Consider the following 13,173-nt stretch of genomic DNA (forward strand, 5'->3'; position numbering starts at 1 on the left):
CTGAATTTCTCAGAACAGAATATCCTCCGGCTTGAACTTATCTTTTTCGGTAATGGGGCGGATCACCTTGCAGGGCACCCCTGCTGCGATGACACCGGCGGGAATGTCATGGGTGACGACGCTTCCCGCCCCGATAACCGAGCCTGCCCCGATGGTAACGCCGCCGCAGACGGTGGAATTTGCACCGATCCAGACGTTTTCCTCCAGCGTAATAGGTGCTGAGGTTCCAATGCCGTGGCTGCGCTGCTCCGGGTCGATGGCATGACCGGAGCAGGCAAGGCATACGCCGGGGGCAATAAAGGCACCTGCTCCGATGTTTACCGGAGAGGTATCCAGAATGACACAGTTATAGTTGATGACCGCCAAGCCGTGGGTATGGATGTTGAAGCCATAGTCACAGTGGAAATCCGGTTGAATGCCGGTCATGGGAGAGCAGGTGCCCAGCAGGGTCTGCAGGATGCTGCGCCGCTTTTCCTGTTCGTTGGGAGCGGTGCGGTTGTACTCCCAGCACAGTTGCTTTGCACGGTTCTGTTCCTCCGTGGGGGTGTTTTCATAGCCGCTTACGTAGGCGGCAGGGCGTTTCATAATATCCAGAGCGTTCATCGTGTTTGTCCTTTCCATACAATGTTTCCTCAAGGATTATACCACATTCTCTGTCGGTGTGTAATAGGCTGCTTTCCCCTCCCTCATTTGTTTCTCCGCTTGATCTTCTCCATCACTTTGCCCTTAGCCAGCTCATCCACCAGCATGGGATATATTTTTGCAAATGGCATGGCATATACTTTTTCAGTTTCCATTTTCGTCCCTCCCTCAGGTGCGTCTATGTGCAGCGTATACCACGCTTCCGGATAATAAAGAATATGTGCCGCCGCCCGCAGCGCCAAACATCAGCCGGGGAATTTCCAGTCTGACAAACCGTAATGTACATTACTCAAAATTTTACAGATTGATAACCTTCGGTTCTTCTGTGAATGAATAAATAGTTGCGATGCCACTTTCAAAAACGAATACCGTCATCAAATTGTCATCAACCGTATACATAGACTGGAGAGCATTTTTATTTGCTTCCATCATGGCTACACGAGCTTCACGGCGAGTATCTTCTTTTACTGCACCTTTCACACGAATCCAAGTACCTTTGTTCATTCCACACATTTCAACTTTTCCATTTACTTTCATCTGATTGTAAACATCTTTTTTATTATTCGTTACAATATAAAGTTTTCCTTCAAATTCACATACAGCACCAAATGGGCGTACATGTGGCTGGTCTCCTTCTACCGTGGCAAGATAAAAAGTTCCGCATTCCTGCAAATATTTTACTACGTCATTCATTTCAAAATCCTCCTGAAAACAAATTGTATTTTTATTTTTTATGCGTATAATTATATATCATAGGAGAAAACAAACAAGTACGATATTTTACGATACTGGTATCAGAAAGGAACGTATATATGGAAAAGAAAAATCTATTTGGGCTTTGCCCGTATGTGACTTCGCAAAAAGTTTTAACAGGTAAATGGTCTATGTATATTATGTATTTGTTAACAGATGGCCCCATCCGGTTTAATGAATTACAAAGAAAAATGCCAGAAGAAATGACACATACAACGCTATCAAGACAGCTGAAAAAGTTGGAAGAAGAAGGCTTGATTGAACGCATAGAATATCAGCAGATTCCACCAAAAGTAGAATACAAATTAAGTGATATTGGAGAAAAATTCAGGAAAGTACTGAAGGAGTTGGAAATATGGGGAAACGAGTATATTCAATATTTAAACGATAAAGAATGATGAAATATTCTCCTACGAATATGGGTAGCATATAAGCTATTCAGTTTTCAAGGAACATCCGTTTTCGCGTTGGCCTCGTAGGCGCGCTTTGGTTGTCCTTGCAGGACTACCTACGGTTCGTTTTGACTTTTTTAGTGTCCTATGCAGTCGGATTGGGGCAAAAAAATACCCCGTTGGTTTCCCAACGAGGCATCGAAGACGATTCTATTCTGTTTTCTGTAAACTGGTACCCGTTTATCTCCTGGTGACCATTTGAGTCACGGCCAATGTATTAAAAAAGCAAAGCTCATCTCAGCAAATCAGACAAGCTGTATTCTCCTTTGGGGATATTTGCTGTTCTGCGATACTCTTTTATGGCTTTCACCAAGAGCTGTGGGTTACTGAAATACTGCTTCACAAAATCATACGACTTCACATCATGCATCCGAAGATTTGTTTTACAAAATTCGCTTGTTTTTTTCCAGAACGCTTAAACTGATCATATGCTTTACTCAATCGAAATTCCTCTCTGCGAGAATCCAAAATCCGTATCACAGAAATCTGCTCATCAAATCCTTTCCGTAAGTATCGCTCCTCGAATCGTTTAGCACTTCTGCAACGGATAACACATTCTTCCAACATTTCTTCTCTTTTGAAAATCAGAAGATCATTATCAACCAGTATGTCGATAATAGCTTCTTCGGCAGATCCTTCACATATACACGCCTTATATTTTGCTAATTCCATTCTGCTGCCTCCTTAATTGATTGAAGCAGCCAGGCTTTTCTTCAAGCGCATATACGCTTCATATGCTGGCGTTGTTCCCTCAAGGAAACCGCTCTGGTAGGCATCACTCTTTTTAATATCATTACGTTTCAATATATGGCTCAAATTTTCTGCTGTAATGCCATTACGGTTTCTTACAATACAAATTCCGTCATTTCGGTCATATTCATCCAGCAGTTCCGGATAATGCGTAGTGAAAATAAGCGTTCCGCCATTTTTGTTCAGTCGGCTGTCCATAAAGAAGCGTAACCGCCATGTTGAATTCCAAAAGAAAAGATGCCATAAAAACAAGCAATCCAACAATCAAACTGTACTTTTTTTATTTGTTTAGGAGCACTACTTCTCTTTTCCATTGTACGCAAGGAAAACGTTATCAGTACAATGTAAAAACGTTCTATAACTTTTTGGGCAAAATTTATTCAATTTTTTTACTTCCGTGATATAATGCTTAATTATAAAAACATCAGTCAGAGACCCAACTCCCACTGAGACAAATTTGCTATTACTCACCACCTGAAGAGGTGGGAGTCTTCTCGACTGAGATAAAACGAGGTGAATCAGGTGAAAAAAAAGACACTTGTGCCTCTTCTCGTTTTTTTTAATGGGCATATGCCTTGTTAGTTTAGTCGTATACAACACAGATACTCATGAAAAAGAGCAGAGCCGCACAACAGCACAATTAAATGCAACAACCTATGGAGAACGTATAGAGAATGAGATTATAAATGGAATAGAGATTACAGATGTTCTGAAACAGCTTTTGATCAGCGGAACTGGAGAAATCAATCAATTTGACACAATTGCAAAAAATATTATGTCGGATTCTGTTGAAAGCGTACAGCTTGCTCCGGCTGGTATTGTAACGGATATTTATCCGGCCGATGGAAATGAGGCAGGTAAGATTGATCTGATTCATGATAAAGAACGTGGTGAAATTTCCATATATGCAAGAGATCATCATACAATCGTTACACAGGGACCTTTTGAATTGAAACAAGGTGGATATGGAATTGCTGTCCGCAATCCTATTTATCTGAAAGATGAAAACGGGCAGGAATATTTTTGGGGATTTACCATTGTTATCCTTCGTGTTCCGGATATTTTTTCAGATGCGACAAGTGCGCTTTCGAAATTTGGATATGAATATAGTCTTTCCAAAACGGATAATCCATGGAGTGATAATTATAAAATTATTTATCAGTCAGATCGTCAATTAACGAATCCTGTTTCCTATGACTTTACGATAGGAACGGAGAACTGGAAGTTTGAAGTAATGCCTGAAAATGGCTGGGGAAACAATACATTAATAGCAGTAATCAGTGTTTTCTTTATTGCGATTACCATGCTTTTGGTAACTCTTACCCGGATGTGGCTGGTATCAAAAGAAAATAAAAACAAATTTCAAATACTGGCACACACAGATTCTCTTACAGGTATTTACAATCGCTATGGATTCGATGAACTGGCAGAAAAGATGATTAATAAAAATCCGAAAGCGAAATTTGTGGCTGTACTCCTTGATATTGATGATTTTAAATTTATTAATGATATCTATGGACATGTTTACGGAGACAAAGCATTAAGGAGTCTGGCAGACAGTATGAAAGCTTTTTTCCCGTCTGATGCGTTACTAGGAAGAAATGGTGGAGATGAGTTCTGTATTCTTTTAAAAAATTATTCCTACGAGGATGTAAAAGAGAAGCTACAGCAATTCACTATGGCTCCAAAGACATTTTCATATAAGGGAAAAGAATATCCATTTTATATTTCTCTTGGATATTCGGAATATCCGACATTTGCGTCTAACCGTTCACAGCTTATGCGCTGTGCAGATGCAGCCCTTTACGAAATAAAACTTCATGGAAAAAATGGCTGCATGGCTTATAGGGAAGGACTTGAATTAAGGGTTCGTAAACAACTGGGATTTGCATTTAGGGATATCTCCGAGCACCTTCCAGGAGCATTTATCATATACAGAGCAGACAAAGAAGATGATGAACTCTTTTATGCAAATCAGGAGTTTCTTCATATGGCCGGATATAAAGATATGGATGAACTATTCAGACTTACAAAGAAAAGTTTCAGCAACCTGATACGGGAAGATGAGAAGAAGAAGATAGAAGCAAGCATTTGGAAACAGATTGATAATGGCAATGGAAATGACTATATCCACTTTCATTTACGAAGAGCGGATGGATCGTATCTGTCTGTGCTTGACCATGGGAGAATTGTTGAGAGCCAGCAATATGGCAAAGTATTTTATGTATTGTTCATGGACTGGGAGGATATGAAAAGTCATTACAGTGAAAAATTTTCCGGATAATCGAAGGAAATATTGTAAAAAATATCGTTGTAAATAGAAAAATCCTGCTCATATTCATATATTGAACAGGATTTTTTTTTAAATCGCATGTGGAGCTTCTATTTTATTTGCCAAGCTATGATCTGTTTTCGCCAGTGAATTAAGCAATGCCCGCATCTTTGGATCCAGATTCTTTTTCCCATAAAATGCTTCTTCAAAACCCATGATAACTTAGAGGATGACACCCATCAAGGTATCCACCAAGTTAGCCACCAAGATTCTACGCCGTCAGCAGTTATACTGCGCCTAATAAAATTGTGTTAATAGGGTTATTTAAATACAGCAGATCAGCATGAGCAAAAAGTGGGATTCCAAGCCCGCGCTGGACGAGCATGGTTGCCGTGGAGCGTGAGGACTTTGACCGACTTTCCACTCTGGCAAAGAAGTACGTTACAGCAGAGAAAAAGGAATCCAAACTGCAAAAGGCGGTGGATGCGGCAAACAAACTAATTGCAAAGCTCAAGGCTGAGATTGACAGTTTGAAACAGAAAATTTCTGATTATAAGTCTGTCCACAGCAAGCTCCGTGCGGCGGAATTGGAGCGTGAAAATACGGAGAGGGACGCCGCAGGGCGGCAAGCGAAGCAGCGAAAAACGAATAAAAGTGTTTTAGGGCTTCGTTGATTGTTGCGTTGGCAACCCCACCGCAATGGTAGTGCCCTTCTCCGAACTTTTCTCCACCCAAACGGAGCCGCCGTGGAGGTCGGCGATCTCCCATACCAGTGAGAGCCCCAGTCCTGCGCCACCGTATTCCCGGCTGCGAGACTTGTCCACCCGGAAGAAGGGCTGGAAAATACTGCGCTGATACACCTCCGGGATGCCGCAGCCGGTGTCGGAGACGCGGAGCAGGAGCTTTTCCAACTCCTGAGTGACAGAAACCCGTACCGAGCCGCCCGGCCGGTTGTACTTGACAGCATTCTCCGTCAGGTTGAAGATCAGCCGGTAAATCAGTGCATCGCTACCGGTCATAATGCCGTCGCCCTCCGCCGTCAGCGTGACGCCGAGCTTATCTGAGAGCGGCGCAAGATCTGTGAAGATCTCCTCGATCATGGGAGCGAGCTGGATCCGCTCGTTCCGCGCCACCTGCTGCAGATTGCTCATCTCCAGCAGTGTCCTGGTCATCTGTATCAGCCGTTCCGTCTGCTCACGCAAAAGCGTGAGGAACTCCGCCGTCTCCGGTCGCACATCAGGATGCTCCGCGGAAAACAGCTCCAACTGCGCCTGCATTAGTGCCAGTGGCGTGCGCAGCTCGTGGGCGGCGTTGCCGGTGAACTGCCGCTGAGCGGAAAAGGCGTTGTTCAGCCGCTCCAGCATCTGGTTGAACGAGCGGCTCAGCTGCCGGAACTCCGAAATAGCGTCTTCATCGATCCTCATATCGGCAAGATTGTTCAGCTGCACCTGCTCCACCTGCGAGGTAAAGCTGCGCAGGGGCTTGAGAGCGCGTCCGCTGACGAAATAGGCGAGGATGCCGCTGAGCAGCGTTATCGCCGCCGTGATGTACCAGTTGGTGGTGCGGAAGCGCCCCTGCACCCCATCGACAATGATCGTCAGATCCTCGTCAGGGGCTATGAGCTGTGGGTCAAAGCTCGCCGCTCCGCCATCATTCAGGATCACCGTGCCGCCGCCTTGTAAGTTGTCCGCAATGGTGTCCATATAATACACACCGGAGGAGCACAGCAGCAGATTCATGGCCACGCAGGTGACACCGATGAGCAGGACGGACATCAACGTGATGCGCCACTGCAGGGAAAGCCGCTTCATTCCTCCTCACCTCCCATCAGATAGCCCTCGCCGATGCGGTTGCGGATGGGGTCATAGCCCAGCACGGTGCGGAGCTTTTTGCGCAGGGCGGAGATGTGGACGCGAATGGAATTGCTGAAGCTGTCCACGCTATTGTCCCAAACGTGATCCATCAGCTCCTCCTGACTTACTGGCCTTCCTTGATGCACCATCAGGTATTCCAGGATTCCTGTTTCCTTCCGGGTGAGCGTCAGCGTCTGCCCGTTGACGGTGGCGGTACGGGAGCGGGTGTCAAAGGTCAGGTCTCCGCAGCTTAGCAGCACATCCTGCTGGGTAAACTGCCGCAATGTCAGGCTGCGGATGCGGGCCTCCAGCTCCGCCAAGTGGAAGGGCTTCGCCAGATAGTCGTTCGCCCCGGCATCTAGCCCCTGCACCTTGTCCTCCACTTCGCTGCGGGCGGAGAGGATCAGCACCCGCGTCTCCCGGTCGGTCTGCCGCAGGGTGCGCAGCACCGTCATGCCGTCCTTTTTCGGCAGATTCAGATCAAGAAGCACCAGATCGTATCGTTCCACGCCCAGAAGCGCCAGCGCTTTTTCCCCGTCATAGCAGTAGTCCACGCTGTAGGCCAGCCGCCGCAGGCTGCGGACGATGGTCTCGCACAGGGCGCGTTCATCTTCAATTACTAAAAGGTGCATGAGAGCCCTCCTTTTTATTTCTTCGTTTTTGTGTTGCTTTCATTATAGCAAAAACAGATAAGGTTTGTGTTAAGTTTTCGTTCTTAACAGAGACTTTAACTCTCCCGCGCTATGATGGGGACAGAAAATCGGAAAGGGTGATGAAAAATGAGTTGCGAGAAAAAGGCAGCGGCGCAGATCGCGCTGCTGATGGCCGGAGCCGCCATGCTGTGCTTCGGTGTCTGGCGGGGCGAGGCGGCGACAGTGCTGAGCAAAGCAATCAAATTATGTCTGGAGTGTGTGGGCATTGGGTAAAAAGTTTTCAGGCGTTTCACAGACAATGTCCCGCTTCCGGGGCTGGATTCAGGCGGGGGCGACGCTGCTGACCAACCTGCATCTGCCGAACTTTCTCAAGGGCGGACTGTATCAGGGGGCGGGGAAGACCGTCTGCGTGCCGGGGCTGAACTGCTACTCCTGTCCGTCGGCGTCTGGGGCCTGCCCCATTGGTGCGTTTCAGGCGGTGGTGGGGTCTTCCAAGTTCAGCTTCTCCTACTATATCATAGGCTTCCTCATTCTGCTGGGCGTGCTGCTGGGGCGCTTTATCTGCGGCTTTCTATGCCCCTTCGGCTGGTTTCAGGAGCTGCTGCACAAAATCCCCACTAAGAAGCTTTCCACAAAGAGGCTGAAGCCGCTGACATACCTGAAATACGCTGTCCTGCTGGTGATGGTTTTCCTGCTACCGGCGTTCCTTGTGAACGATGTTGGCATGGGAGATCCGTTCTTCTGCAAATACCTCTGCCCCCAAGGCGTGCTGGAGGGAGCCATCCCGCTGTCCCTTGCCAATTCCGGCATCCGGGCGGCGCTGGGCAAGCTGTTTACATGGAAATTCAGCATCCTGCTGTCGGTGATTGCGCTGAGCGTACTGTTCTACCGACCGTTCTGCAAGTGGCTCTGCCCGCTGGGCGCGTTCTACGCGCTGTTCAACCGGGTGTCCCTCTTCCAGATGAAGGTGGATAAGAATAAGTGCGTTTCCTGCGGGAAATGCGCCAGAGCCTGCAAGATGGATGTGGATGTGACGAAAACGCCCAACCATACCGAGTGCATCCGCTGCGGAATGTGCATCCGCGCCTGTCCGACGAAAGCCGTGTGCTTCCGCTACGGCTTCGGAGACGGTAAAGATAAGGCAAAAGCAGCGGAAACACTACAGACAAACAACACTAACAGGGAGGAATAAAACGAATGAAGATGAATAGGACGAATACTGCCGGCAGAATTCTGGCGCTGCTGCTTACTGCACTGATGGTGCTCTCTCTGGCAGCCTGCGGCACAAAGGGCGGAGACAAAATGGACGGAATGAGTAGCGAACCGAAGAATGCCGAGGAAGCGGTTACCATGCACAAGGAGCTAATGGCGCAGGAAAATGCCATTCTCTCGGAGAACACAGCGCTTTGGGAAAAAGTTTTCATAGCGGCCGACAAGGGCATGACCATGCAGGAGGACGGCAAAAACTATGGTGAGTTCTTGTTGGACACCATCGAAGATTCCAAAGATCAGTTTACGGAGGATGAGCTGAAGCTGCTCAAGGAGGCGGCAGAGAAGATCCGCGAGATTGAAAACAAGCTGACCATGATAGAGAAAAAGTACCCCGAGGCGGCACAGCAATCTACGGATGGCGCTATGAGCGTGCCCGCGGGCAGCGACATGACCACGCCGCCTGATGACGGCAGTATGCAGAAATTCCCCGTCTTTGAGGGCAAGGACCTGGATGGCAACACGGTGAAGAGCGACGAGCTGTTCTCCGCCAACGCCGTCACCGTGGTGAATTTCTGGTTCACCACCTGCAATCCCTGCGTAGGCGAGCTTTCCGAGCTGGATGCGCTGAACAAGGAACTGGCGGAGAAGGGCGGCTCCCTCATCGGCGTCAACACCTTCACGCTGGACGGCGACGAAACGGCAATTTCCGAGGCGAAGGATGTGCTTGCCAAGAAGGGCGCCACCTATCAGAATGTGTATTTTGACTCCGACGGTGAGGCGGGAAAGTTTACCACCAACATCTTTGCCTATCCCACCACCTATGTGGTCGACCGCAGCGGCAATATCGTGGGTGAACCCATCGTAGGCGCCATCACGGAAAAGAAGCAGGCGGAGACTCTGCAAAAGCTCATCGACCAGGCTCTTGCCGCCGATATGGGCTGACAAACGAATTTATCTTCTCCGAAAGGAGGGATACACCATGTATCGGAGAGTATTGCCGCTTCTGCTCACCGCGGTACTGCTGCTGAGCGGCTTTCACAAAGCCCATTGAAGAGCCTGCCGTGGTGGAACTGGAGGACCTGAGCCACGGCATGCGCCGTACAGAGGTCAGAAGCCGTGCCGGAGATTCTCACCTTGGTCATGTGTTCACTGGCGAGCCGGAGTCCCCCAATGGCGTGCGCTACTTCATCAACAGTGCGGTCCTGCGCTTTGTGCCTTACGCAAAGATGAAAGCAGAGGGTTACGGATATCTTCTGTATCTGTTCGAGGAATGAGTTTGCAAAATACTGTTATGTTTCTTAATATTTTTGCTATCAACATGTTCTCCTGCGGCCTTACGATCTGTCAAATCCATCCATGCTTTTGCCTTAAATGGAATCAAATATGCCGCATCCAAGACAGTCACTCCGTGCTTAAACTCTACGTCCTCATAGGTAACCTTGACTCCAAGAACTTTATCGAGATATTCCATGTCATCACCTGCATTCTTAACTCTTTTTCTGTATTATAACTTTTTTTGAGTTAAGATACAATATTTGAGTTAAGAGCAGTCAAAGATCAACATTATAAAAAATCATTTTCAAAGAAAAAAGCCCGGTGCAGCATGAGCATTACACCCACACTGCACCGGACATTCCATCATCGACTGCTTTGTCTATTTTCTTCTTCCTGCCGCACTTCCTGCTCATGCAGCTGCTCTTTTTCTGCTCGTCCTCTTTCAGGTTTTCCTGCATAATCTTCTGCGCCACAAGCCAATCCTGCATTTCCGATTTGGTCTTGCGGTACTCTGCATGTGTTCGTCCGTCAACGGCAAAATTGGACTTCATGGATTAAACAAATGTGTGTCTCCCTCTTTTTTATCGCAACATCATTCTATCCCTGTTGTATTTGAAAATGTATATGTACTCTTCTGATATATCCCCTTGTTTCTAAAATAATTTTCAAATGCATTTCAAAATTTTATTCTAAAATTTCTATAATTGCATGTTCAACTTGATGTTCTTTTATTTTGTCAATGATTATATGCATATTTCTATTCTAATTCTATTTTTGTATCCCCATCCTTTGGTACCATACCAAATTTTTGAAATACAAATCCAGTAAATGTGTCACAATCTTCTGCTGTAAATGTAACACCTATAGCGTCTTCAATATCACTTAATCGTATATTTCCTTTCACTTCCCACTTGTTATCGCTTATTCTTATAATAACAGTTTCTTCTTCCGACGATATTGGTTCAATATCGTTTAAATCGCCAACAATTTCTTCTAATAAATCAAAAAGAGTTACTATTCCAACCACTCCACCATGCTCATCTAATACAATCGCCATAGATTGCTTCGATTGTTTCATATTTTTAAAAAGCACATCTGCTTTTGTAGTTTCCATAACAAAGTATGGTGCAGAAATTGCAGAATCTATAACCATATCCTTACTTTTTTCTTTTAATCTAAAATAGTCTTTTGCATTTAAAATACCAATAACATGATCTATCGAATCTCCACAGACGGGATAAAGGGTATGTCGTGTATTGTGGATCGTTTCATCCCACTCCTTCACATCATCAGACATCCATAATATTGTCACATCTGTTCGATGTGTAGCAATCGTACCAGCCATAATATCATTAAATTCAAAAACATTTTGAATAAACTCTTTTTCTTGATGATCTATTGTTCCTTTTTCACTTCCCGCATCAACAAGCATACGTATTTCTTCTTCACCTACTTGATCTTCCGCTTCATTTGGATCAATACCACAAATCCTCAAGACAATATTTGTTGATATTGAAAGAAATGAAACGATTGGCTTAAATAGGATAGAGATTCCCGTAACCAATCCTGAAATCCCCATTGCCAGTTCTTCAGATTTTTTCATTGCGATTCTCTTTGGAACTAATTCGCCAAAAACCAACGTGAAATATGATAAAATCAATGTAATCAATATAACAGCTATGGTATCTAAAGTAGAACGTGGAATATTCACACCCATCCCAACAACCCAATCAACTAAAGGTTCTGAGAAATTATCTGCTGCAAAAGCACTTCCTAAAAATCCCGACAATGTGATTGCAACCTGAATTGTCGCAAGAAATCGTGCCGGCTCTTGCGTTAATCGTACTAATCTCTTTGCCCGACCATTACCTTGTTCTGCCATTCGTTCTAGCTTTGTTTCATTCATTGATAAAACAGCGATCTCTGCACTCGCAAAAATCGCGTTTAATATAATTAAAATAATCTGCACTACTAAAAGAATAAAAATTGATGTACTCATAAATAAAACCTTTCTACAATAAAATTATCTAAATATCACACTTACTTAAAAGCAACAAAAGACATGGTCTATGTTCCGAATACATAGTCCATGCCTTGCGATATATAAATAAAAATTCTATTGAATTGGTTCGCTTCAGAATCATTATCACTTTCGTCCATGTTAAATATTCCTCCTCTCAAATAGTATTGTAGTACAGTATAACAAAAAGACCTAACATAATCAATTCGAAAAAAGCAAAAGTGTGTTAAATTTATGTAAAACATAAAATCCGATTATTTTTATTTTCTTTGTGAAATTCAATTTTCTTTATCATCACTTAACATCATTTTAAAGTAAAAAGCAAGCCATTTTCAGACTTGCTTTCCACCATATCATCTTCCTTATTGATGGACTCCTGACCAATGCCGGAAAACTCATGACCGATCAGCTCACGGTTTATAACTCCCGTATGTTCTGTATCCGGTGGAATGGCTTGGAAAAAGGCTCTATCTTTGATGATGCGCTGGACGATAAAGAATACGAGGGAAATTTGATTTATTTACTGAACAGCGGCAGTGAATTTATTCGCAATAATTCCAAAGTCCGTTTTGTCAAAAAGGCACAGTATCGTGTAGACAAGACGGATTATGCTGAACGAGCTGTGACAGAGGCTCTTGTTAATGCGCTTATCCATCGTGATTATATTGTGCTTGGCAGCGAAATCCATATTGATATGTTTGATGATCGGGTGGAAATCACATCTCCGGGCGGTATGTTTGGCGGCGGCTCAATTCAGGAATACGATATTTACAGTATCCGTTCCATGCGACGAAACCCTGTGATTGCTGACCTGTTCCACCGCATGAAGTATATGGAACGCCGTGGAAGTGGCATACGCAAAATCGTCAGTGAAACCGAAAAGCTGCCTGGATACACAGAGGCATATAAGCCCGAATTTTTCTCAACAGCGACAGATTTCAGAGTCATCTTGAAAAATGTAAACTACAACATGTGCGGTGCTTCCGTACATGATGCCGCACATGATGGCGCACATGATACATCTGTGATCAGCAAGCAAAACTTGCTATTGGAATTTTGTGCAGATCCTAAAAGTCGAGATGAAATGCAAGCATATATTGATGTTTCCAGCCGTTCTCACTTCAGCAAATATTACCTCAAGCCTTTATTATCTTCTGGTAAACTTGAAATGATGTTTCCAGACAAACCCAAAAGCAAAAACCAGAAATACACTACCGTTCATTCCAAATAACCCAGAAGCAGGGCATTGGGTCTCATCTCCCATTGTCCTGCTTCTTTTCATTCCAGATTA

At 45.0% G+C, this 13,173-nt stretch carries 15 protein-coding genes and 2 pseudogenes; 8 read left to right on the forward strand and 9 right to left on the reverse strand.

Going from position 1 to position 13,173, the window contains the following annotated elements:
* Positions 1–9: 9 nt before the first annotated feature.
* The 3 genes from DWX76_RS00395 to DWX76_RS00405 form a co-directional block, all read right to left on the reverse strand.
* Positions 10–621, reverse strand: coding sequence for a sugar O-acetyltransferase (locus DWX76_RS00395; RefSeq protein ID WP_015553463.1), 612 nt, complete (start codon positions 619–621; stop codon positions 10–12).
* Between the two features lie 65 nt (positions 622–686).
* A complete protein-coding gene (locus DWX76_RS14135) occupies positions 687–797 on the reverse strand; it encodes a DUF2200 domain-containing protein (RefSeq protein WP_147341939.1) in 111 nt (36 codons plus the stop codon).
* A gap of 142 nt (positions 798–939) precedes the next feature.
* Complete coding sequence (locus DWX76_RS00405; protein WP_107000742.1) at positions 940–1,335, reverse strand: pyridoxamine 5'-phosphate oxidase family protein; 396 nt, start codon at positions 1,333–1,335, stop codon at positions 940–942.
* A gap of 119 nt (positions 1,336–1,454) precedes the next feature.
* Here DWX76_RS00405 and DWX76_RS00410 point away from each other — a divergent pair, with 119 nt between their 5' ends.
* Positions 1,455–1,793, forward strand: coding sequence for a winged helix-turn-helix transcriptional regulator (locus tag DWX76_RS00410; RefSeq protein ID WP_107000743.1), 339 nt, complete (start codon positions 1,455–1,457; stop codon positions 1,791–1,793).
* Positions 1,794–2,204: 411 nt separating this feature from the next.
* Here the strand turns inward: DWX76_RS00410 and DWX76_RS00415 are convergent, their stop codons facing one another.
* Together DWX76_RS00415 and DWX76_RS00420 are read right to left on the reverse strand one after the other, a co-directional pair.
* Complete coding sequence (locus DWX76_RS00415; protein ID WP_333489793.1) at positions 2,205–2,519, reverse strand: hypothetical protein; 315 nt, start codon at positions 2,517–2,519, stop codon at positions 2,205–2,207.
* Positions 2,520–2,531: 12 nt separating this feature from the next.
* Entirely contained in the window at positions 2,532–2,795 is a 264-nt protein-coding gene (locus tag DWX76_RS00420) for a hypothetical protein (RefSeq protein WP_333489792.1), read from the reverse strand.
* A 340-nt stretch (positions 2,796–3,135) separates the two neighbouring features.
* Here DWX76_RS00420 and DWX76_RS00425 point away from each other — a divergent pair, with 340 nt between their 5' ends.
* Complete coding sequence (locus tag DWX76_RS00425) at positions 3,136–4,881, forward strand: diguanylate cyclase domain-containing protein (protein WP_243022405.1); 1,746 nt, start codon at positions 3,136–3,138, stop codon at positions 4,879–4,881.
* 371 nt (positions 4,882–5,252) lie between these two features.
* Positions 5,253–5,543 (forward strand): hypothetical protein, encoded by a 291-nt coding sequence (locus tag DWX76_RS00430; RefSeq protein WP_182429706.1) that lies wholly within the window; start codon positions 5,253–5,255, stop codon positions 5,541–5,543.
* On the opposite strand, the gene DWX76_RS00435 is transcribed toward DWX76_RS00430, so the two are convergent.
* Positions 5,529–6,680 (reverse strand): sensor histidine kinase, encoded by a 1,152-nt coding sequence (locus tag DWX76_RS00435; RefSeq protein WP_118469108.1) that lies wholly within the window; start codon positions 6,678–6,680, stop codon positions 5,529–5,531. The genes DWX76_RS00430 and DWX76_RS00435 overlap by 15 nt on opposite strands.
* Positions 6,677–7,354 carry a response regulator transcription factor gene (locus DWX76_RS00440; protein WP_118469106.1) on the reverse strand — a complete coding sequence of 226 codons (678 nt, stop codon included), beginning with the start codon at positions 7,352–7,354 and terminating at the stop codon, positions 6,677–6,679. Before DWX76_RS00440 ends, DWX76_RS00435 begins: the two co-directional genes overlap by 4 nt.
* 147 nt (positions 7,355–7,501) lie before the next feature.
* On the opposite strand from DWX76_RS00440, the gene DWX76_RS13870 reads away from it, so the two are divergent.
* The 4 genes and pseudogenes from DWX76_RS13870 to DWX76_RS00455 form a co-directional block, all read left to right on the forward strand.
* Positions 7,502–7,648, forward strand: coding sequence for a CD1871A family CXXC motif-containing protein (locus DWX76_RS13870; RefSeq protein WP_182426666.1), 147 nt, complete (start codon positions 7,502–7,504; stop codon positions 7,646–7,648).
* A 25-nt stretch (positions 7,649–7,673) separates the two neighbouring features.
* Positions 7,674–8,567, forward strand: a complete 894-nt coding sequence (locus DWX76_RS00445; protein ID WP_182426669.1) for a 4Fe-4S binding protein — start codon at positions 7,674–7,676, stop codon at positions 8,565–8,567.
* An 11-nt stretch (positions 8,568–8,578) separates the two neighbouring features.
* Entirely contained in the window at positions 8,579–9,529 is a 951-nt protein-coding gene (locus DWX76_RS00450; RefSeq protein ID WP_182429709.1) for a TlpA disulfide reductase family protein, read from the forward strand.
* Positions 9,530–9,630: 101 nt separating this feature from the next.
* Positions 9,631–9,861, forward strand: a pseudogene (locus DWX76_RS00455) (peptide-methionine (R)-S-oxide reductase); the annotation flags it as partial.
* Between the two features lie 336 nt (positions 9,862–10,197).
* Here the strand turns inward: DWX76_RS00455 and DWX76_RS00465 are convergent.
* The gene (locus DWX76_RS00465; RefSeq protein ID WP_233430213.1) at positions 10,198–10,335 is read right to left on the reverse strand and encodes a hypothetical protein; all 138 of its coding nucleotides are present in this window, start codon (positions 10,333–10,335) and stop codon (positions 10,198–10,200) included.
* A gap of 284 nt (positions 10,336–10,619) precedes the next feature.
* The gene (locus tag DWX76_RS00470) at positions 10,620–11,861 is read right to left on the reverse strand and encodes a hemolysin family protein (RefSeq protein ID WP_412693942.1); all 1,242 of its coding nucleotides are present in this window, start codon (positions 11,859–11,861) and stop codon (positions 10,620–10,622) included.
* Positions 11,862–12,249: 388 nt separating this feature from the next.
* On the opposite strand from DWX76_RS00470, the pseudogene DWX76_RS00475 reads away from it, so the two are divergent.
* Positions 12,250–13,113, forward strand: a pseudogene (locus DWX76_RS00475) (ATP-binding protein); the annotation flags it as partial.
* Positions 13,114–13,173 lie beyond the last annotated feature (60 nt).

This window comes from Clostridium sp. AF21-20LB (assembly GCF_003478795.1).
Taxonomy (GTDB): domain Bacteria; phylum Bacillota; class Clostridia; order Lachnospirales; family Lachnospiraceae; genus Otoolea; species Otoolea fessa.